A 22,360-nucleotide genomic window follows, 5' to 3' on the forward strand; every position below is an offset into this window, starting at 1 on the left:
ATAATTCTAAATACAATGAGCAAAAATACATATATCCTATCATTGCTGTTCAGCATATCATTAATAGCCCAGCACGCTCCTGCCAATAAGCAATCTAAATCTATTTTGATTCTTAACGGTACAGCTCATCTGGGAAATGGGCAAGTAATCGACAACAGCGCAATTGGTTTTAAAGACGGAAAGCTAACATTAGTGGCCGATGCTACATTGATCAGGTTGCCAAAAGATGCCTACGAGGAAACAATCGATGCAAGCGGAAAACAAATATATCCCGGCTTTATTGCGCCAAACTCAACATTGGGTCTTGTTGAAATTGATGCCATTAAATCATCTGATGATGAAAGTGAACTTGGAAATATGAATCCAAATGTGCGCAGTATAATCGCGTACAACGCCGAATCTAAAGTTATTGAAACTGTTATCCCTAACGGAATCCTAATGGCACAAATTACTCCTCGTGGAGGTAGAATATCAGGTACATCCTCCATTGTCCAGTTGGATGCATGGAGTTGGCAAGAGGCGGTAGTGAAAGAAAATGACGGAATTCATTTGAATTTCCCTTCCCCTTTTAAGCAAACAGGCAGATGGACTGAACCTGGAGAAATGACTTTAAATAAAGATTACGCAAAACAGTTAAGTGAAATAACTTCTTTTTTATCGAATGCAAAAGCCTATCAACAGGCTAACTCGAAAGAAAGAAATGTTGTCTTTGAATCAACCAAAGGATTGTTTGATGGCTCACAAACTTTGTTTATCCTCGCTAATGATGAGTTACAAATTATCGATGCTATTAAATTAGCAAAGGAAAGCGGAATCACAAAAATTGTAATTGTAGGTGGATTCGAGGCTTATAAAACAGCCGATTTATTGAGGTCGAACAATATAGGAGTTCTATTAAAACGTGTTCATGACATGCCTCAATACGATGATCAAGATGTACACCTTCCATACAAAATGGCCAAGATATTAGTTGATAAAGGGATTGTCGTAGCACTTGAGAATAGTGGTGACAAGGAACGAATGAATACACGTAACCTTCCTTTTCTTGCAGGTACCTGCGCTGCTTACGGATTAGATAAAGAACAAGCCCTACAATTAATCACCTCAAATACAGCTCAATTATTAGGAATTGATAGTTTCTGCGGAACACTTGAGGAAGGAAAGGATGCCACTCTTTTTATATCGGATGGAGATGCTTTAGATATGAGAACAAATAAACTCTCAAAAGCATACATACAGGGAAGGTTACTAAAATTAGAAAATCATCAGTCAAATCTGAACCGTATTTATAAGGAAAAATACAATCAAAAGTAGTACTTGAACAACTAATTATAATAATAAAAAAAAATAGACAATCTACCTTCTGGTATTTTGTCTATTTTTTTGTGGAATCTATTTACTAGCTTCTATTTGGAATGTATTTGCTAATGCCAATATTAACAAATTCTAATTTAATTAAAACATTTAAAGACACCCGTAAATAAAAGGAGTTAAATTATAAAATATGAAAAATTAAGCAAATTAGCTCATTTTAATCGGGGGGTGTTGAATTATTTTATATTTTTACGCGAAATTAAACCTAAAAACAATGAGAAAAATTATTTTAAGCGTGATACTAATCACACTTTTGGTCTTAACAATCTGTACTAATTTCATGTTTCCAGAAACTCCAATTCCTTTAGAAGAGGTTAAGTTTGACACAGGAGATACCGCATGGATGATTGTAGCTACAGCACTAGTTTTAATAATGACTCCTGGATTGGGTTTCTTTTATGGAGGAATGGTAGGTAAAAAAAATGTTATTAGCACCATGTTACAAAGTTTCATGGCAATGATTATTGTTACTATACTTTGGGTAATTGTTGGATTTAGTTTATCATTTGGAACTTCAATTGGAGGTATTATTGGTGATCCAAGTGATTATTTTATGTTTAATACTGTTGGAATAACAAGTGCTTGGGGAACAATTCCATTTATGTTATTTGCTTTATTTCAAGCAAAATTTGCGGTAATTACTCCTGCCTTAATTACAGGAGCTTTTGCCGAAAGAATTCGTTTTTGGGCTTATATGTTATTTATGGTTTTATTTATCCTTTTCATTTATACTCCTTTATGTCATATGACTTGGCACGAAGACGGCTTATTATATAAAATGGGGGTATTGGATTTCGCAGGAGGAACAGTAGTTCATATGTCTGCTGGATGGGCAGCATTAGCTGGGGCCATGTTTCTAGGAAAAAGAAAAGGTCAAAAATCAAATCCCGCTCGTATCACATACGTATTGTTAGGAACTGGATTATTATGGTTCGGTTGGTTCGGATTTAATGCAGGTTCTGCGCTTGCCGCAAATGGTTTAGCTGCACAAGCTTTAGGAACAACCACTGTAGCTGCGGCAGCTGCTGGAATGGCATGGGTTTTCTTCGATAAAATTCTAGGACATAAAATTTCTGCGATGGGAACATGTATTGGTACAGTTGTAGGTCTGGTTGCTATAACTCCAGCAGCAGGATTTGTAAGTATTCCAAACGCCCTTTTCATAGGTGTATTCAGTAGTATTGTAAGTAATATTATGGTGACTAAATTCCATAAAGGTAAAATTGATGATGCTTTAGATGTATTTGCTTGTCACGGTGTAGGTGGTATGACTGGAATGCTTTTAACTGGTGTTTTTGCATCGAAAGCAATAAATCCAGCAGTTACAGATCAAGGACTTATCTTTGGTGAAACCACTTTATTTATTAACCAATTGACAGCATTAGTAATCGTATCTGTTTTTGCATTTACTGCATCCTATTTTCTTTTCTTTATCGTGAATAAAATCACTCCTCTTAGAGTTAGTGAAGACAGAGAAGAGTTAGGTTTAGATATCTCCCAACATGGTGAGTACTTGTAAACTTACTTAATAATTAAAACCAGAAGAGGCTGTCAATGACAGCCTCTTCCTTTTTATATAAATCTAAATATTTTTTTATTTCTTATAGTTTGAAATCCCTGTTTTTAGCCAAGTCTCATATTCTTCTAATGAAACATAACTTATCGTTGGAGCATCTATATTTAGATTATTCCCCTCTAGATCTGTTAAAACATATAAAGGCTGCGTATTCGTTTTATATTTAGATATCATAAAGTCCGTCCACTTATCCCCTATTGTTTCAATCTCTGAACCAGTTGTTTTAGATACAAATTGTTCGCTTTCAGGCAAATCTCGTTTATCATCTACATACAAAGAAATAAGTACTACTTCATTGTTTAGAATGGGTAATATCTTTGGATCAGACCAAACATTATTTTCCATTTTTCTGCAATTCACACAGGCATAACCTGTAAAGTCAAGCATGATGGGCTTATTGACTGATTTGGCGTAAGCCAAGCCCTTATCATAATCATCAAAAACAATAATTCCATGCGGGCCACTTTTAGCGCCGTCGGGCAAAATAGCTGCTGGAGCATTCCCTCCAGAACCACCTACTCCAAAAGGACTTTCGCTATATTCTATTGAAGGAGGAAATGCATTGATTAATTTCAAAGGCGCTCCCCAAAGTCCTGGGATTAGATAAATGGTAAAACTTAATACAAGCAGTCCTGTAAGCAATCTTCCTACCGAAAGATGAGTTAATGGACTATCGTGCGGCAAAGTGATTTTTCCAAATAAATAAAAGGCCAACGTTCCAAAAATAGCAATCCAAATAGCTAAGAAAACTTCTCTTTCTAATAAATGTAATTGTAATACTAAATCAGCATTCGATAAGAATTTGAACGCTAAGGCTAGTTCAAGGAATCCTAATACCACTTTAACGGTGTTCAACCATCCACCAGATTTTGGTAGAGAATGTAACCATCCTGGGAACATGGCAAAAAGCATAAATGGTAAGGCTAAAGCCAATGAAAAACCAAACATACCTACAATAGGTGCAATTCCACCTTTAGAAGCTGCTTCAACCAATAATGTTCCTACAATAGGACCTGTACAAGAAAAGGATACAATTGCCAAAGCCAAAGCCATAAACAATATTCCAATCATACCTCCTCTATCAGCTTGATTATCTACTTTGTTTGCCCATGAATTAGGAAGCATAATTTCGAAAGCTCCTAAGAATGAAGCTGCAAAAACAACTAACAAAACAAAAAACAGTAAATTAAACCAAACATTGGTAGACAATGCATTCAGTGCATCAGCACCAAAAACCCAGGTTACCACAAATCCTAACATTACATAAATAACAATAATCGCTATACCGTAAATAACAGCATTTCTTATCCCCTTAGCCCTGCTTTTACTTTGCTTCGTAAAAAAACTTACGGTCATAGGAATCATAGGAAAAACGCAAGGTGTCAACAAAGCCGCAAAACCTGAAAGGAAAGCGATAAAAAAGATAGACCATAATCCTCTTTTAGTATCCATATTTTTGGCTTCAACTACTATTTGTTCAGGAGCAGCTACCATAACGTTACTAGCACCAAGACTTGGAACAAGTGAATCTACATTTGTCGAATCTACCATTTCTACGGTTTCCACAATTGGTTTTTCTACCGTTGGTGCACTGCTTACAATTGCATCTGCTGGAATGGAAAAAGTAAACTTTTTCTCTAAATTGATACAAACTTCTTTACAAACCTGATAATTTAATTCGGCTTCAATTTTTGCCGTCTTCGTATTGGTTACATGAATTATCTGCTGAATTTGAGCCTTGTTCTGAAAATAAGTTTCGTCAACTTCAAAAATATCATTGTAGGCCGTTTTTGTTTTACTCTCTTTGGCTTTGCCAACAAGACTAAAATTACCTTTTTGATTTTTAAAAATTACTTCCAATGCTAATGGTCCGCCATCAGGAGTAAATTGGGAATACATATGCCAATCTTTTTCGATAACTCCGTTAAATGTCAGAATGTAAGTATTGTCAGATTTCTTTTCAATTTTAGTGGTCCATTTTACGGGATCTAATATTTGAGAATTTACATTGGCAAAAGCCAAAACTGCAAGCAGTAAAAAAATAATTTTCTTCATTATTCTAGTTGTATTTTTAATATGTTTTGAGTGGCATCGCCTACTCTAAATCGCTCATCTTGTCGGATTCCTACAATCCAGACAATTGTTTCGCCTGAACATAAAATCCAAACGTTTTCTTTTTCGATCAGTGATAATTTCTCATCTTTAAAAAGCTTGCTCACTTTTTTAGATTTTCCTTCCATTCCAAAAGGTTGAAAATAATCACCTTGCCTCCAACGGCGCAAAACCAAAGGAAACTGTAACTGATCCCGATCAACAAATATAGCGGTATTTAAAGCAACTGAAATGTTAGATACCTTACAAAATGTAAGATTTAAGGGAATATTAACTTCCCTGGTATCCTTGGCAATAAAATACTCCTTTTCCTCGATTTCAGTATTTATCGGACATAAGATTAAGAAATCCCTGTCTTTCAGTAAACGAAAGTTGGGCGCAAAAACCTGCTTTCCAGACTGACTATCAACTAAGTCATATACATCATCCCAAGCTAAAAATCCAAATTCATGCAGCCATTGGTATAAATAAGACTGATAATTAGGCAGTTTTCTTAATTGATTTAAATCGAAACGTATTTCCTCTTCTTCTTGCTTTGCCACCTGCTGATACACCATAATCGAAGCATCTTCGACCATTTGCTGTGATTCCTGCAGGAAAGACTGTGTTTTTTGAAATGAAGAAATAAATTGTGGGTTAAGTTCTTTTAATAGTGGAACTAAATCGTGACGGATTTTGTTTCGCAAATATTTATCTGAGGCATTACTGCTGTCTTCTCTCCACTTAATTTCATTATCATTAGCATATTTTGCAATTTCCTCGCGAGAAAAAAGCAATAAGGGTCGGATAATTTTATCATTTTGCTCTGGAATTCCGACTAAGCCTTCTAAGCCTGTGCCTCTACTTAAATTAATTAAAAACGTTTCTATATTATCATCAGCATGATGGCCAGTGAGAATATAGTCATAGTTTTCAGTTTCTAAAAGTTCGTAAAACCAATTGTAACGCAAATCACGAGCCGCCACTTGTGTGGAGAGTTTATAATCTTTGGCGAAAGCCTCCGTATCAAATTGTGTCACAAAAATCGGGATTTCATTCTCTTCTGCATACTCCTGGACAAAATTCTGATCCCCAAAACTTTCCATGCCTCTCAACTGAAAATTACAATGAACAAGGGCAACATCATATTCTAATTTATGAAATAAATGAGCCATAATCATACTATCCAAGCCTCCGCTGGTAGCCAGTAAAAGCTTTTTGTTCTCTAAAAAAGGGAAGTTATGAGCAATATGATTTTTGAGTTTATCTAACATTCTTCAAAAATAAAGATTAAAATCTGAAATAGATTTATGAATTTCACTTATTCTAAGACTTCTCGCATTGCTTTTGCTTTAAGCAAACATTCTTCATATTCCTTTTCAGGAGATGATAGAGATGTTATGGCGCTTCCTACAGAAAACGAGACATATTTCTTTTCTTGATTGTACAAAATACTGCGTATTACTACATTAAAATCAAAGTCGCCATCTGGAGTAAAGTAACCAACTGCACCGCTGTATAAACCCCGCTTTGTTTCCTCGAGTTCTTCAATTATCTTCATCGCAGAGATCTTAGGTGCACCTGTCATACTTCCCATGGGGAAAGTAGTCTTTATGGTATCAACAGCAGCGTATTGCGGGTCTATTTTTGAAGTAACCGTCGAGATCATCTGATGTACCTGCATAAAGGAGTAAATGCCGCATAACTCTTGTACTTCAACAGAACCTTTTTGTGCGGTATGCGATAAGTCATTTCGAACCAAGTCAGTAATCATAATATTCTCTGCACGTTCTTTTGGGTCTGATGCTAATTGGATTTTCGCCTTTTCATCGTCTATCGCATCTGAAAATCGTTTTGCAGTCCCTTTTATTGGTTGTGATAGTAACGAGTCAGCTTGCTTTTTTAAATAGCGTTCTGGTGATGCTGACAATAGGAAATGCGTATTATTTTTAAAAAAAACGGCAAATGGAGCTTGTGAAATTTCATTCAGTTTCTCATATTTTTCTAAAGGATTTATAGTCGCATTTTCGGCATAAAATTCCATGCAAAAATTAGCCTCATACAAATCACCATGATGGATACGGTCCAACATTTTGTCTACTTTTTTAAGGTAATTTTCCTTGCTAATTCTTTGAATAATATTTACTACAGGTTCTTTTTCTTCATTAAAGGGAAGAATTTTAAGAATTTCAGCAAAGTCTTCTTCAACTTCATCATCACACATATTGAGATATTGAATTTCCAGTTGGTTCCCTTTTAACAAAAATATTTTTTTAGGTTGAAAGAAAAACAAGTCGGGAAAATCTAAACCATCAAAATTGCTGGATTGCAACGGCTCAACGTCATTTTTTAAATCATATGATAAATAACCAAAAACCCAGTCTTTGGTGGTTTGTTGGTATTGTTTTAAATCTTCAAAAGCATTGTGAGTATCTGTTTTTATTGAAGTAAATGCATCTACAGCTAGCAGACAATTATAATTTGAATACTGTTGGGGATAATCATTACTGTCCAGAAAAATAATTTCACGGAATTGTTGCGACCAAATTAAAAGTTGTTTTTTGAACAATATTGGGTCTAAAATGTGCTTGTGAATTGAAGTTCTCAAAAATTATTTATTTTTAAAATCCAAAATTACGATAAAAAAAAACCTTTAATATCTCATTATAAGAAAAATCAGCCGATATTTTTCGTAAATTTACAATAACGTGCTGTCTCTAAAGCATTTCAACATACCAAATCGAATACATAGTTTTTCTAATAAAGGGGTAGCATTGGGAACTATTTAATAGGAATGAAAGTGAATTTCCAGAATATCACATTTTAGTCGTTTAACCAATAAAACCTAAATACTATGAAAATCGCAACCATTATTGTTCGAACCCTTCTCGGTCTTTTGTTTCTTTATACCTCTGTCAGTTACTTTTTTCATCTTAATCCAGAACCGGCTTCTACAGGGGAATTTAAAGCCTTCCAACTTGGATTAGTCGCCTCTACTTATTTATTTCCTTTGGCAAAATCAATAGAGTTTTTATGCGGATTATCATTTGTTACAGGAAAATTCACAACGTTAGCAAACCTTGTTATTTTTCCTGTAACTCTAAATATTCTATTAATCAACTATTTCTTAACGCCAGACAATCTACCATTAGCCATATTTGTATTTGTAGGGAATTTATTGTTAATATTTGCCCACTGGGAAAACTATAAAGGACTGTTTAAAATGGATTAAGTCCTTTTAAAAGAACATATCAAAAAAAGAAACCCGCTACATGAGCGGGTTTCTTTTTTGGCGTAAAAAATCGAATTTTAATTTAAATTATTTATCATGTTCTACCCAGATTAAGTCGGCTGTATTATACCCAATATCTTGTGCTTTTTTCAAATAAACATCCTTAATTTCTTCTGGAATTGATGTTTCTCGAGATAAAATCCATAAATATTCAAGGCTTCCTCCTGCAATCAAAGCGTATTTATAGTCTTTATCAATAGCAATAACATTATAACCCCCATAAAAAGGGCCAAAGAAAGACACTTTTAACATTGCTATCTTTTCGTCACCTACAAACTTGGCTTTACCAATACTTTGCTTCCATTCCTGCTTTTTATAATCATAACCTTTGTTATCTACTTTAATCATTCCATTCTCTTTGATGGAATATTCTGCAGTAGTATTATTTAAACCTCTTTCATATTTAAAATCTAACCTAGCAATTTCATACCATTTACCTAAATATTTTTCTTTATCGAAATGATCAACTGCTTTTGCTTTTTCTGGAATGGTTTTGCTTGAGCAGGAATTAAGAAGAACAACACCTACTAAAATTAACCCACCTAATAAGTATCTCTTTTTCATCCTTTTTGTTTTTAACAAAGATAATAACGAATCGCTACTAATTATTTATATAATTCAAGCTGAACCTTATAAAATTATTTTTTTGTCCCAAAAAAAAACCGTCAAATAAAATTTGACGGTTTTCTTAGTATAAATTATGTAACACTAAACGTGTATTGCTCTATTTTCAGTAGCTGCTAATGCGGCTTCTTTTATTGCTTCTGCAAATGTAGGATGCGCATGCGACATTCTTGCAATATCTTCGGCAGATGCTTTGAATTCCATTGCAACAACTGCTTCAGCAATTAAATCGGCAGTTCTTGCACCAATCATGTGAACTCCAAGAACCTCATCCGTTTTTGCGTCAGCAAGGATTTTCACAAAACCATCTAAATCTCCGCTTGCTCTAGCACGTCCTAATGCTTTGAAAGGAAAACTTCCTACTTTATACTCTACTCCAGAAGCTTTTAACTGCTCTTCCGTTTGTCCTACTGCAGCCACTTCTGGCCAAGTATAAACAACACCTGGAATCAAGTTATAATCAATATGTGGTTTTTGTCCAGCTAAGATTTCAGCAACCATAGTTCCTTCTTCTTCCGCTTTGTGAGCTAACATCGCTCCACGAACTACATCACCAATTGCATAGATATTTGGAACATTAGTTTGTAAATGATCATTTACTTCTACTTGTCCTCTATCTGAGATTTTCACACCTGCTTTATCTGCATTTAATCCATCAGTATAAGGACGACGCCCTACAGAAACTAATGAATAGTCTCCTTCTAACGTAATAGTTTCTCCTTTTGCATTATCTGCCTGAACTACTACACCATCACCATTTCTTTCAACAGATTTTACTTTATGAGAAACGTAGAACTTCATTCCTTGTTTCTTTAAAACTTTTGTCAATTCTTTAGACAAAGAAGCATCCATTCCTGGAATAATTCGGTCCATATATTCCACTACTGAAACCTGAGCTCCAAGACGTAAATACACTTGACCTAATTCGATTCCAATTACACCACCACCAATAATAACAAGGTGTTTAGGCACTTCTTTTAATTTTAATGCTTCGGTAGAAGTAATAATTCTTTCTTTATCAATTTTGATAAAAGGCAAAGAAGATGGTTTTGAACCAGTTGCAATAATGATGTTTTTTGCTTCTACAGTTTCAGATGTCCCGTCTGCTTTTGCAACAGCAACATGAGTTGCATCAACAAAAGAACCCAAACCTTCTAGAACGGTAATTTTATTTTTGTCCATCAAATACTTAACTCCACCTGAAGTTTGGTCAACAACTGCTTGTTTACGAGCAACCATTTTCTCCAAATTTACTTTCACTTCACCAGAAACTTCAATTCCATGATCTGCAAAATGCGCTATTTCAGCATAATGGTGGGAAGACGCCAACATTGCTTTTGAAGGAATACAACCTACATTTAGGCAAGTTCCACCAAGAGTTGAATATTTTTCGATAATTGCTGTTTTGAGACCTAGTTGCGCACAACGAATTGCTGCTACATATCCTCCTGGACCAGAACCAATAATGACTACGTCAAATGAACTCATAGTATATTTTATTTTGTGTTTATAGTTTGTTGTTTCTGATTTGTTGAAAACCAAGAACAAAAATTTTCTGATGCAAAAATAATAATTTAAAATGCGAATCCGATGAATATTCGTTAATTAATACATATTATTTAGGCTTTTTTGTGTGATTTCTCGAAGAATGAAAAACAGAATGGACATTTACCTCATCTTGAAAAATTTCGAAGATAAAGACAAATGGAAATTTAATTAGTGATAATTCTCGGAAGTATGGTTCTTGCTTTATTGCAAATAATTCCGAGCTTGTTATACCTCTTCAACTAATTTACTAGACAGGAACAACTGTTGTATTTTTAACTTCGCTAATCATAAAGGTACTTTGAGTACTGCCTATGTGTTGCAACGTAGTCAGCTTACTTACTAAAAACTCTCTATAGGCTTCCATGTCCTTTACTACTATTTTGAGAATATAATCATAATCACCACTTACGTGAAAGCATTCTAACACCTCCGAAAGTTTAACTACTTCGCTTTCAAACTTAGTCAGAAATTCCTGAGAGTGCTGAATAAGCTTTAAATGACAAAAAACGACAAAACCCTTATCTACTTTCGATTTGTTGAGTAAGGCAACATATTGACCAATAACTCCTTCTCGCTCCAGTTTCTTTATGCGTTCATAGACCGCAGTGACCGAAAGATTTAGTTTCAAAGAAAGTTCCTTGGTCGTTTTTTTACTATCGGTTTGCAATAACAGCAGTAATTTTTTATCTATTGAGTCCAATGTCATATTGTTGTTTTTTTGGTGAAATCCGTAAACTTTGAATAAAAATAGATAAAAAATCTACAACATCACATTTTTTAAGATTAAAAATCTAAGTTTAGACTGCATCATTGACAATAAAAACTATATAATAGAACTTTACTCTATTAAATCACGCTTTGTCAATGGATGAATTAATCACTTTTGGACTTTTATGTCTGACCTCTTTCTTTACCCTAATTAATCCATTAGGGACCATGCCTATTTTTTTGACCATGACCAATGACTTATCTGATCAGGAAAGAAAACATACTGCTAAAAAGGCTTCTTTAGTTTCCTTTATTATCATAATTGGTTTTGCATTATCTGGTCAGTTGCTTTTTAAATTTTTTGGAATTTCTGTCAATAGTTTTAAAGTAGTGGGTGGTGTTATCTTTTTTATGATGGGTATGGATATGCTTCAAGCTCGTTTAAGCGCTGTGAAAATCAAAAAAAACGAGGTTAAAACCTATGTCAATGACATTTCGATTACCCCATTAGCTATTCCTATGATTTGTGGACCAGGTGCAATCACTAATGCTATTGTTTTAATGGAAGATGCCAATTCCTATACCAAAATTATAATTCTACTAGTTACTATCGCCGTCATTGTTTTCATAACCTATCTCATTTTGTTAAGCTCTACAAAAATCATTAAACTCATAGGCCAAACCGGCATCAATGTGATGATGCGATTGATGGGGCTAATAGTAATGGTTATTGCTGTAGAGTTTTTCTTTAGTGGCTTAAAGCCAATTATACTCGATATCATAAAATAATTATCAAAAAACTCAAACCAATATGAAATTTAATCCCGCAGACAACATTCAAGACTTACAGTATTTTGGTGAATTTGGTGGTGTAAACCCATCAATTTCCGACTCTTCTACTTATACCTTTTTATCGGCGAAAACCATGTTCGATACTTTTGAAGGAAACATGGAAGGTTGTTACTTATACTCTCGCCACTCTTCTCCCAGCAATTTGTATCTAGACAAAGCGCTAGCAGCGATGGAAGGAACAGAAACGGCAAACGTATCCGCTTCTGGAATGGGAGCTATTACACCTACATTATTACAATTGTGCGGTGCAGGTGATCATATCGTCTCTAGTAGAACAATCTATGGTGGGACTTATGCGTTCCTAAAAAACTTTGCCCCACGATTTGGGATAAAAACGGCCTTTGTAGACATTACAAAATTAGATATCGTAGAAGCTGCCATTACCGCTGACACCAAAGTTTTGTATTGTGAAACAGTGAGCAATCCTTTATTGGAAGTGGCTGATATTGCTGGTTTATCTAAAATTGCCAAAAAACACAATTTGACATTGATTGTTGACAATACCTTCTCACCATTATCTGTTTCTCCGGTAAAATTTGGTGCCGACATTGTGATTCACAGTCTAACCAAATACATCAACGGAAGCAGCGATACAGTTGGTGGAGTTACTTGTGCTTCACAAGAGTTCATCAATCAACTGAAAGACGTTAACAGTGGCGCTAGTATGTTACTAGGACCTACAATGGATAGTATGCGTTCAGCCAGTGTGATGAAAAACCTTCGCACATTACATCTCAGAATAAAACAACACAGCCATAACGCCGCTTACCTTGCGGAACATTTTGAAAAAGACGGTCTAAAGACTGTTTATCCAGGATTAGCAAGTCACCCAAGCCACAAATTATACGCTTCAATGATTAACCCAGAATATGGTTTTGGAGGAATGATGACAGTAGATGTGGGTTCTTTGGCGAAAGCCAATGCGCTAATGGAACTGATGCAATCCCGAAATTTAGGATACTTAGCAGTAAGTCTAGGATTTTATAAAACATTGTTTAGCGCTCCGGGCTCTTCAACATCAAGTGAAATTCCAATGGAGGAACAAGCAGAAATGGGACTGACAGACGGTTTAATTCGTTTTTCAATAGGACTGGACAATGACATCAAGAGAACGTATGAAATGATGAAAGCCTGCATGAAAGAGCTTTCTATTCTATAATTTTTTTTTTTAGTTTTTAATGTGGTTAAAATCCGTTTGAGAGCAATCTTGAACGGATTTTTATTTTTATAAAAGATTACTGGCGGTTTATTAATTTCTTTTTTTCAATGTAGAAAGATTTAACGGCTACATATATTGTTTTCCTAACTTCACAATAAATTACAGTACGGTCTATATTTGTGAGTGTCGTAATTTTAGTGATTTCAATTTCGTTTTCAGTTTGCACTCTACTCTTGATTTCCTCTACCTCTATGGCTGTATAATTGAATTCAGCATACAAATTTTCTTTAGCAGGCTTTTTAAAATATATTTCTGCCGACTTGTCCCAAACCACAAAGTCATCGCCTAAAAGATTCATTAATTGAACCATCGGAATTGGATCAACTGCCGAAAACATACTACCGCCAAAAATGGAGTTTACATAGTTCTTGTTTTTATAACTGATAGGAAGTTTAACACTTACATTCAATAAATCCTCTGATATATCAATTATCTTAGCTGTACTCCTTCGATACATAGGAGAATAGTTAAAACCATGTTTAAAGAGTTTGCTTTTCCCTACAAACTTAGATCCTATATCTGCTAACTTTTTATATACTGACATTGATTATTTATTTTTATAAACCTTTATTTATTCTGATGCGCCTACTGTAGACAGTAATGAATTGTCCTGTTCTAAAAATGAATGGCAATCTAAGCGATACTTACCATCAAATATAAACAACTTAGATTATTATCCTATTTTACTTAAAACAAATGAAAAACAAAAAACGCCTTGTAATTGACAAGACGTTTTTATAATTTAATTAAAGGCTGTGGTTTAAACTTCTATCATATTCAACTTACTGTTTTTTCGGCTGAAGCCAAAGTAAATCGTAAGTCCTATAAGTAACCAAGCTGTAAAATAAATCCAGTTCCATACGCTCAATTCCGCCATCATATACAAGCAACTTACTAACCCCAATAATGGAATTAAAGATAAATTTTCCTTGAACGACCAAATAGTCAATCCTATCAATGATATTAGAAAGATCCACATAGGTATTTTATGTTTAAAAAGACTAAAACCGCTTTCGTATTTCAACTCATTGTTTATTGGTAAACCGGTAACAACTGAAGCATATTTGGCGTCATCCTTTTGGTACTGGCTCAATAGATTCTCCAAATCAGGAGTCTCAGTTGTTTTATTTTCAGTATCAATACTTACTAAATAATCGTATACTTTTTTTGATTCTTCCTTATTCAATGCCGTAATAATGTCCGTAGCATTATTTATTTGTGTGGCGTTAGTGATAAAATCCATAGATGCTTTATTATTATAATTAAAAGCATAAAACAAACCTGCGGCCAGCATGAACGGAACAATATATTTTGAATTTACATAAGGCGTCTTGAATTTTCCTCTTGGAATATCCTTCTTGTTTTGTAATACCAAGACTCCGGCGCAAACCAATACGAAGGCAAATAAAGTACCTATACTACACAAATCAGTCACCATCGTCAGGTTTAAAAACAATGCAGGAATCGCTACCACAAAGCCGGTAACAACTGTTGCGTATGAAGGTGTTTTATATTTTGGGTGCACTCTAGAGAATTTTTTGGGTAACAAACCATCGCGACTCATACTCATCCAGATACGCGGTTGTCCCATTTGGAAAACTAACAATACACTTGCCATAGCTATCACGGCACTTACTCCAATAATAGCTGACATGATTTTTAAATCTAACTTTTCGAAAACAAACAACAAAGGATCACCAACATTCAAATCAGCATAACTAACCATTCCTGTTAATACTAAAGCGATTATTATGTACAAAACAGTACAAATAATAATAGCCCACATCATTCCTTTTGGTAAATCCCGTTGTGGGTTTTCACATTCCTCAGCTGTGGTAGATATGGCATCAAAACCAATATAAGCAAAGAAAACAGCCGAAACTCCTTTTAATACACCACTCACTCCATTTGGAGCAAAAGGAGTCCAATTATCAATATCAATATAGAAAGCACCTACTGCAATCACCAATAAAATAATACAGAGTTTCACGATTACCATCATATTACTAGCATTACGAGATTCTTTCATTCCACGATATACTAAGGCGGTAATCAAAATGATGATGAATAAAGCCGGTAAATCAGCGACGAAATGAAATGAACCTATTGTTGGCGCAGTTGTCCATGCTCTATAAGCTGCTTGTAGTCCTAAATTTAAATTCTCAAAAGACTTTCCTCCCTGCATTAAAGCTGTCGCATCTCTAAAGCCGTTTGAAGCCGTTAAATAGTCCATTTGAACCCAATCAGCCAGTATTTCCAAATGCCAATGATAGGTGTGATTGAGGCTATTAATGATATTGTCCATCAGACTCGTAAAGTAATCACTCCAGGATATGGCAACCGTAATATTCCCGATTGCGTATTCCATTATTAATGCCCAACCAATTATCCAAGCTATCAATTCCCCGAAGGCGACATAAGAATAGGTATACGCACTCCCAGAAACGGGAACCATAGAAGCAAATTCAGCATAAGCAAAAGCGGCAAAACTACAGGCAATGGCAGTGAACAAGAAAAGGAATATAACTGCCGGACCTCCGTCAAAACTTGCTTTTCCAATAGTACTAAAAATACCAGCACCAATTATGGCGGCAATACCAAAAGCGGCCAAATCTCTTGCTTTAAGATGTTTTCCTAATGAATTGTGCCCGTCGGTATTATTCTTTTCGACCTGTGCCAAGATATCTTGCACCGTTTTTTTTCTAAACAAACTTGAAAATGCCATACTTTATAATTTCGTATTAAAAATTAATATACCGTAAATAATATGCCATTATCTTAGAAATAACGCAAGCTTTATTTAAAAATCAAATGTATAAAACAAATTCAATTTATCGATATTTGGTACTAAATTTTTATTATTTTAAATATAAAAGTCAAATTGTTAATTACACGATATTTTAAAAGTTAATATTGAAATTAAAAAAGACATCCAAAACTAAAAAATCACAATTAAAGCCAAGCGGTTAAAATAGGCCCTAATTAATTCTCAATTTGGAGTTACAAACAGCCCTCAAAATCCTCTTATTTCAAACAATTTTTCAAAATAGTTACTGGGTGTAGTGCTTTTCTGCTGGTACCGTCAAAAATTTGATGGCGACAACTAGTTCCGGCAGCAGCAATAGCAATATTTGCCTCTGTCGATCTAATTTTCGGGAATAAAGTATCTTCCCCCATTTGCATACTAATGTCATAATGTTCCGCTTCGTAACCAAAAGAACCTGCCATACCGCAACAACCTGAATTGTAAATGGTCACTTTGTTGTTTTCAGGAACATTCAACATGGCAAAAGTTGCTTCAATAGTACTCAATGATTTCTGATGGCAATGACCATGAATTTTTATTTGTTTTCCTTCATTCGAAAACTGATCTGCATTTATTTTTGCACTTTCAATTTCTCTTTTGAAAAATTCTTCAATAGTCAGACAGTTTTTAGACAATTTTTCGGCTGCTATTTTATCATCAGCGAGACGCAGGTATTCGTCTCTAAAAGTCAAAATTGCCGAAGGTTCAATTCCAATTAATGGTATTTCAGCAGATACAATAGTGGCGAAAATCGAAACGTTTTTATTAGCTATTACTTTCGCTTCTTCCAGAAAACCTTTAGAAATATAAGCTCTGCTACTTTCTTCATGATCAACTACAAGAACTTCGTAACCTAATTGTGTCAATAATTCATAAGCATCAATTCCTACCTGAACATCGTAGTAATTAGTAAACTCATCACAAAACAAATACAATTTTCCGTTAGGAAATAAAGCAGTTGTTTTTTTTGACTTATTGTTTTCTAACCATTTTCTAAAAGATTTCGGAGCCAGTAAAGGCACTTCTCTTTTAGGTGCTACACCCATTCCTTTTTTGACCAAAGGCTGATTGACCATAAAATTAGTCAGTGACGGAAAAACACTTCCCAACTTATTCAGTTTGGCATTATTAGCAAAAATCTTATTTCGAAGCGAATAACCGTTTGTTTTTTGGTATTGGTATAAAAACTCTGATTTTAATGCCGCCACATCTACATTACTGGGGCATTCACTGGCACAAGCTTTACAACTAACACAAAGCTCAAATACTTCGTATAATTCTTTATGATTGAATTTATTGTCTTTCTCAGAATTCGTTAGATATTCTCGTAATGCGTTAGCACGCGCACGAGTGGTATCTTTTTCATTTTTCGTAGCACGATAACTCGGACATAAGGTTCCTCCTGCTGATGCTGGTTTTCTACAATCACCAGAACCGTTGCATTTTTCAGCCAATCTTAAAATACCCATGCTATCAGAGAAATCCTGAATCGTTTGAATTTCTGGCTCTTCTCTTCCTGGTTCAAAACGAAGATTTTCATCCATTTTTAAGGCATTGACAATTTTCCCCATATTCAAAACCGAATACGGGTCGAAAGCCAATTTGATGCGCTTTAGCAATTCATAGTTTTTATCTCCAATCATAAACGGAAGAAACTCTCCTCGCACTATTCCGTCACCATGTTCCCCACTTAACGAACCTCTATACTTTTTTACCAAAACAGCCACTTCGGTAGCAATATTTCTAAATTGGTAAACACCTTCTTTTGTCTTTAAATTCAACACTGGGCGCAAATGAATTTCACCTGCTCCTGCGTGCGCATAATAAATAGCATCTTGGCCATGCTTTTTCATCATTGCTGAAAAGTCGGCAATATAATTAGGTAAATCACTCAGCTCAACCGCCGTATCTTCAATAGAATCGGCTGCTTTGTCATCGCCTACAATACTTCCTAAAAGTCCCAAACCTGCTTTACGTAACTCGTTTATTTTATCAATATCGCTTCCATAAATTTTAGGCAATGCATAGCCAAAATTATGCAGCTCAAGATCAGCAATTAAAGCATTAGCCTGCTCCTCAGCATCTTCCATGCTTACATAAGACCCCACTTCCATCATGATGACAGCTTTTGGATCTCCTTGAATAAAAAATCGATTTTTGGCTTGTTCCCTATTAGTTTTGGTACAGTTTAAAATGGTGTCATCCATCATTTCACAGGTGTACAAATGATGTTTCATTGCGGTAACTACTGCTTCTAAACTTTCTTGAATAGTATGAAAATGAGCTACCACCATTACATTATTTGTTGGAGGTAAAACATCTACCTTCAGAGTAACTTCGGTTGTAAAAGCAAGCGTTCCTTCGCTTCCACAAAGTAATTTCCCCACATTTATTATAGGTTCAGTTCCAGAAAACAAATCTGATTTCAATAATATATCTACAGCATAGCCTGTATTTCTGCGGTGGATTTCAGGTTTTGGAAACTCGTTTTTAATCTCTTCTTGTGTTGCCACTACAGATAACTCTTCGTATAATTTTCTATAAATAGCACTTTCTAAAGAATCTCCTTTTGTCTTCTCAACAAACTCCGCCGAAGTTAATTCGCCAAAAACGACTTGGGAACCATCACTTAAAACAGCTTTTATCTCCACAATTTTATCCCGTGTCACACCATAACGAATCGATGTGGTCCCTGATGAATTATTCCCAACCATCCCACCTATCATACAACGGCTCGAAGTAGAAGTATTTGGGCCGAAAAATAATCCGTAAGGTTTTAAATATAAGTTCAATTCATCACGGATTACTCCAGGTTGTACTGTTATTGTTTTTTTCTCATTATCAAAAGAGACTATCTTAGTAAAGTGCTTGGAAACATCCACAATAATCCCACTACCTACAGTTTGTCCAGCTAATGAAGTTCCAGCCGTCCTTGGTGTTAAAGAAATTTTATGCTCGCGCGCAAAACGCACCAATTTTACAATATCTTCGGTAGTTTTAGGTAAAGCCACAGCCTCTGGCATTATTCGGTATGCCGAAGCGTCAGTAGCATATAAAATTTTATTAAGTGTATCGTGTAAAAGGGTTCCCTCTAACGATTCTGATAATTGCTTTAGTGGAAGTGGGGTTGACATGGGGTAAAGTATATTGCTTTTGTTTTCACAAATATAAAAGATAGTACATTATAATTAATAGAACGGCTTCACTAAAATGTAATAAGTAGCGTGCTTTTACATTTTAGCGAGCTCCATTCTGTTTTTAATCTGTTTTTAATAATCAAAACGTTTAAAAGCTTCAATTGCTTCATATTCAGCAAGACCTAAATCATCGTAGATCTTAGCGGTATTCTTATTGCGGTCTTCAGCTCTAACCCAGAATTCTCTAGAGTCACTTCCTTGAAACATTACTCTATCTTTTTGAGATTGATGGAATAAGATAGCATGCCTTTTTAGCAATACTTCGTCTGGACTTAGGGGTACTGCCATATCAATTTCGTCAATATCCCATTCATGCCAAGCTCCTCTATATAACCACAACCAGCAATCAGATAAAAATAGTTTTCCTTTCAAGACTGACATAGCAGCAAAAATAGCATTTAAACAAACCTCATGCGTTCCGTGAGGATCAGCTAAATCTCCAGCAGCAAATACTTGGTGTGGCTTTATTTTTTCGATAATATCCATTACAATTGTAATATCGTCAGGTCCCAATGGATTTTTCTTGATTTGTCCTGTTTCATAAAAAGGAAGATCTAAAAAATGAATGTTCTCATCTTTTAATCCAATATATCGTGTTGCTGCATAGGATTCTCTTCTTCTGATCAGTCCTTTTAATTTTCGAACTTCAACAGAGTCAATTTGGTTCTCTTTTTTGTTATTCAAAAAATGAATCACTTCTTTAAAATCTATTTTAGATGTTTCTTCGCCAATGAAGTCATTACAAACCTCGGCAAATTTTAAAGCCTCATCATCAGTAACCGCAATATTACCTGAAGTTTGATACACCACATGAACATTATGTCCTTGTTTAATCAATTTAGAAAAAGTTCCTCCCATTGAAATCACATCATCATCAGGGTGAGGACTAAATAAAATCACATTCTTCCTTGCAGGCTCAGCTCTCTCAGGTCTATTACTATCATCTGTATTTGGTTTTCCACCTGGCCATCCTGTAATGGTATGTTGTAATTTATTGAACATATTAATATTCATATCATAGGCAGAACCTTCCTGTGCTAACAAATCTGACATTCCATTATTGTTATAATCTCTATCAGTAAGTTTTAATATAGACTGTTTTGTTTTTTTGCACAGCCACACAATTGCTTTACTCTTTAATTCTTCTGTCCACACACATTCCTCAACCAGCCAAGGAGTTTTAAGGCGGGTTAACTCAGAAGCAGCAGATTGATCTAAAACAAAAGTAGTATTGTCATGATTTTGTAAAAAAGTAGCAGGGATTTCGGCACTGATATCACCTTGGATTGTTCTTTTGATAATATCCGCTTTATTTTGGCCCCAAGCCAATAAAACAATTCGCTTGGATCTCAAAATAGTAGAAACTCCCATTGTAATGGCTCTTTTAGGAACATTACTAATTCCGTTAAAGTCTGATGAAGCATCTACTTTTGTAATATGGTCCAGTGTAATTAAACGAGTTCCTGAATTAACATGAGAACCTGGTTCGTTAAAACCAACATGTCCTGTACGTCCAATCCCCAATAGTTGAAAATCAAGACCACCAGCATTTTTTATTTTCAATTCATAATCAACACAATATTGATTTAAATCTTCAATTGCGACAGTACCATCAGGAATATTAATATTTTCTGGTTTTATATCGATGTGATTAAACAGATGCTCGTGCATAAAATAATGATAGCTCTGATTATTTTCTTTTGTCATTGGATAGTACTCATCCAAATTAAAAGTAATCACATTGCTAAAGCTCAAGCCTTCTTCTTTATGAAGACGTACTAATTCAGCATATACACGAATGGGAGAAGAACCCGTCGCCAAACCTAAAATACATTTTTGGTTTTCTGCTTGTTTAGATTGTATGAGCGTTGCTATTTCCTGAGCAACTATTTTTGAAGCTTCTACCGAGTTTTTAAAAATCACACTATGGATTTTCTCAAATCGTGTTGTTTCGTACTTTCCAGGTGCTACATAGCTTAGGTTGCGAGTTACATTCATAATTATTATGTAATTTAAGGTAGTTAATACAACAAACTTAAAAAATTAGAACACAACATCGCAGTTAAATGCGTTATTTAACATAAAAATAATCAAATAACGCAACATAATGCAGTTAAAGTACAGTAACTCCGGCCGCGTGATACTCTTCTAAAATCTTATCCTTTGGATTTAAATCAGTTATAATAGTGCTTAACCGATCAATACTGCAAACTACATGAGGTGTTTTACTATTTAGTTTATCAGCTGTAAACATGGAAACCACTTTATCCGATGCTTCCAGCATTGCTTTCTTCACAATAGAAACTTCGTAACCCACTTCTGTCAGTCCTTGTTTAACATTAACGCTACTAGCTCCCATAAAACAGATGTCGGCCTTAATTTTTGACAAAACCTGTAACACATCCATACCAATAGTAACCATTGCATTCTTTTGCATTTTTCCTCCAATAAATATCAAATCAATATTTTGATATTGAGACAATTGCATTGCAATAGGCAAACTATAAGTATATATAGTTGCTTTCAACAAAGGCGGAATTAACTTAGAAAAAACCAAATTTGTCGTTCCTCCACTCATAATAATCACCTGACCATCATGCAGCAAAGAAAGAGCCTTAAGACCAATTTCTCTTTTCTTTTTTTCGTTAGAAATAACGATGTCAAAAACATTTTTATCATTATCCTTAACGGGAATAGCACCTCCATATACTTTTTCAAGAAGTCCTTTTTCATGCAACTTATTCAAATCCCTACGAATAGTATCTTCGGAAAGACCTAAAACCTCGGCTAATTCAATAGTGTTAACACGTTGTTCCTTAACCAGCTTGGTTAATATAAAATTGCGCCTTTCTGCTTTTAACATATTGATAAAATAAATTGATAGATGACAAATGTATTAAATAAAATCGTTTAAAAAGTAGCTATATAATCAATACCCTATTTTAAATTAGTATTAAAAATTGCATTATGTTGCGGTTTTCAACTAAAAAACGAAAAAAATTCGAAAAAAATTGCAATTATTTGCAGTAAATAAATATATTTGTGTACTAACCTTAAAATAAACCAAATAATT

Annotated in this window: 16 protein-coding genes; 5 read left to right on the top strand and 11 right to left on the bottom strand. The window is 34.7% G+C overall.

Annotated elements, in window-relative coordinates:
* Positions 1 to 15 precede the first annotated feature (15 nt).
* Together BLV91_RS04730 and BLV91_RS04735 are read left to right on the top strand one after the other, a co-directional pair.
* On the top strand, positions 16 to 1,314 hold the full coding sequence (locus BLV91_RS04730; RefSeq protein WP_091430214.1) for an amidohydrolase family protein: 1,299 nt from the start codon (positions 16 to 18) through the stop codon (positions 1,312 to 1,314).
* Between the two features lie 274 nt (positions 1,315 to 1,588).
* Complete coding sequence (locus BLV91_RS04735; RefSeq protein ID WP_091430216.1) at positions 1,589 to 2,893, top strand: ammonium transporter; 1,305 nt, start codon at positions 1,589 to 1,591, stop codon at positions 2,891 to 2,893.
* Between the two features lie 75 nt (positions 2,894 to 2,968).
* Here BLV91_RS04735 and BLV91_RS04740 read toward each other — a convergent pair whose 3' ends face one another.
* The 3 genes from BLV91_RS04740 to BLV91_RS04750 are packed head-to-tail and all read right to left on the bottom strand — an operon-like array spanning position 2,969 to position 7,649.
* A complete protein-coding gene (locus tag BLV91_RS04740) occupies positions 2,969 to 5,005 on the bottom strand; it encodes a protein-disulfide reductase DsbD family protein (RefSeq protein ID WP_091430217.1) in 2,037 nt (678 codons plus the stop codon).
* Positions 5,005 to 6,315, bottom strand: a complete 1,311-nt coding sequence (gene tilS / locus BLV91_RS04745; RefSeq protein WP_091430219.1) for a tRNA lysidine(34) synthetase TilS — start codon at positions 6,313 to 6,315, stop codon at positions 5,005 to 5,007. The genes BLV91_RS04740 and tilS overlap by 1 nt, the downstream gene beginning before the upstream one ends.
* Positions 6,316 to 6,362: 47 nt before the next feature.
* A complete protein-coding gene (locus tag BLV91_RS04750; protein ID WP_091430220.1) occupies positions 6,363 to 7,649 on the bottom strand; it encodes an anthranilate synthase component I family protein in 1,287 nt (428 codons plus the stop codon).
* Between the two features lie 246 nt (positions 7,650 to 7,895).
* On the opposite strand from BLV91_RS04750, the gene BLV91_RS04755 reads away from it, so the two are divergent.
* Complete coding sequence (locus tag BLV91_RS04755; RefSeq protein WP_091430222.1) at positions 7,896 to 8,273, top strand: DoxX family membrane protein; 378 nt, start codon at positions 7,896 to 7,898, stop codon at positions 8,271 to 8,273.
* An 87-nt stretch (positions 8,274 to 8,360) separates the two neighbouring features.
* On the opposite strand, the gene BLV91_RS04760 is transcribed toward BLV91_RS04755, so the two are convergent.
* The 3 genes from BLV91_RS04760 to BLV91_RS04770 form a co-directional block, all read right to left on the bottom strand.
* Positions 8,361 to 8,897 (bottom strand): lipocalin family protein, encoded by a 537-nt coding sequence (locus tag BLV91_RS04760; protein ID WP_091430224.1) that lies wholly within the window; start codon positions 8,895 to 8,897, stop codon positions 8,361 to 8,363.
* 144 nt (positions 8,898 to 9,041) lie between these two features.
* Complete coding sequence (lpdA, locus tag BLV91_RS04765) at positions 9,042 to 10,445, bottom strand: dihydrolipoyl dehydrogenase (protein WP_091430323.1); 1,404 nt, start codon at positions 10,443 to 10,445, stop codon at positions 9,042 to 9,044.
* 307 nt (positions 10,446 to 10,752) lie between these two features.
* Positions 10,753 to 11,211: an Lrp/AsnC family transcriptional regulator gene (locus BLV91_RS04770; RefSeq protein WP_091430226.1), complete on the bottom strand. Its 459-nt coding sequence runs from the start codon at positions 11,209 to 11,211 to the stop codon at positions 10,753 to 10,755.
* 158 nt (positions 11,212 to 11,369) lie between these two features.
* On the opposite strand from BLV91_RS04770, the gene BLV91_RS04775 reads away from it, so the two are divergent.
* Both BLV91_RS04775 and BLV91_RS04780 read left to right on the top strand, forming a co-directional pair.
* Positions 11,370 to 12,002, top strand: coding sequence for a MarC family protein (locus BLV91_RS04775; RefSeq protein ID WP_091430228.1), 633 nt, complete (start codon positions 11,370 to 11,372; stop codon positions 12,000 to 12,002).
* 22 nt (positions 12,003 to 12,024) lie between these two features.
* A complete protein-coding gene (locus BLV91_RS04780; RefSeq protein ID WP_091430230.1) occupies positions 12,025 to 13,224 on the top strand; it encodes an aminotransferase class I/II-fold pyridoxal phosphate-dependent enzyme in 1,200 nt (399 codons plus the stop codon).
* Between the two features lie 76 nt (positions 13,225 to 13,300).
* Here the strand turns inward: BLV91_RS04780 and BLV91_RS04785 are convergent, their stop codons facing one another.
* From BLV91_RS04785 to BLV91_RS04805, 5 genes are all read right to left on the bottom strand, one after another.
* Entirely contained in the window at positions 13,301 to 13,828 is a 528-nt protein-coding gene (locus BLV91_RS04785; protein ID WP_091430232.1) for a PaaI family thioesterase, read from the bottom strand.
* Positions 13,829 to 14,044: 216 nt separating this feature from the next.
* Positions 14,045 to 16,009 (bottom strand): amino acid permease, encoded by a 1,965-nt coding sequence (locus BLV91_RS04790; RefSeq protein ID WP_091430234.1) that lies wholly within the window; start codon positions 16,007 to 16,009, stop codon positions 14,045 to 14,047.
* Between the two features lie 299 nt (positions 16,010 to 16,308).
* Positions 16,309 to 19,224 carry an FAD-binding and (Fe-S)-binding domain-containing protein gene (locus tag BLV91_RS04795; RefSeq protein ID WP_091430242.1) on the bottom strand — a complete coding sequence of 972 codons (2,916 nt, stop codon included), beginning with the start codon at positions 19,222 to 19,224 and terminating at the stop codon, positions 16,309 to 16,311.
* 135 nt (positions 19,225 to 19,359) lie between these two features.
* Positions 19,360 to 21,285: a glucosamine-6-phosphate deaminase gene (nagB, locus tag BLV91_RS04800; RefSeq protein WP_091430245.1), complete on the bottom strand. Its 1,926-nt coding sequence runs from the start codon at positions 21,283 to 21,285 to the stop codon at positions 19,360 to 19,362.
* A gap of 115 nt (positions 21,286 to 21,400) precedes the next feature.
* On the bottom strand, positions 21,401 to 22,150 hold the full coding sequence (locus BLV91_RS04805; RefSeq protein ID WP_091430247.1) for a DeoR/GlpR family DNA-binding transcription regulator: 750 nt from the start codon (positions 22,148 to 22,150) through the stop codon (positions 21,401 to 21,403).
* Positions 22,151 to 22,360 lie beyond the last annotated feature (210 nt).

This window comes from Flavobacterium degerlachei (genome assembly GCF_900106645.1).
Classification (GTDB): Bacteria; Bacteroidota; Bacteroidia; order Flavobacteriales; family Flavobacteriaceae; genus Flavobacterium; species Flavobacterium degerlachei.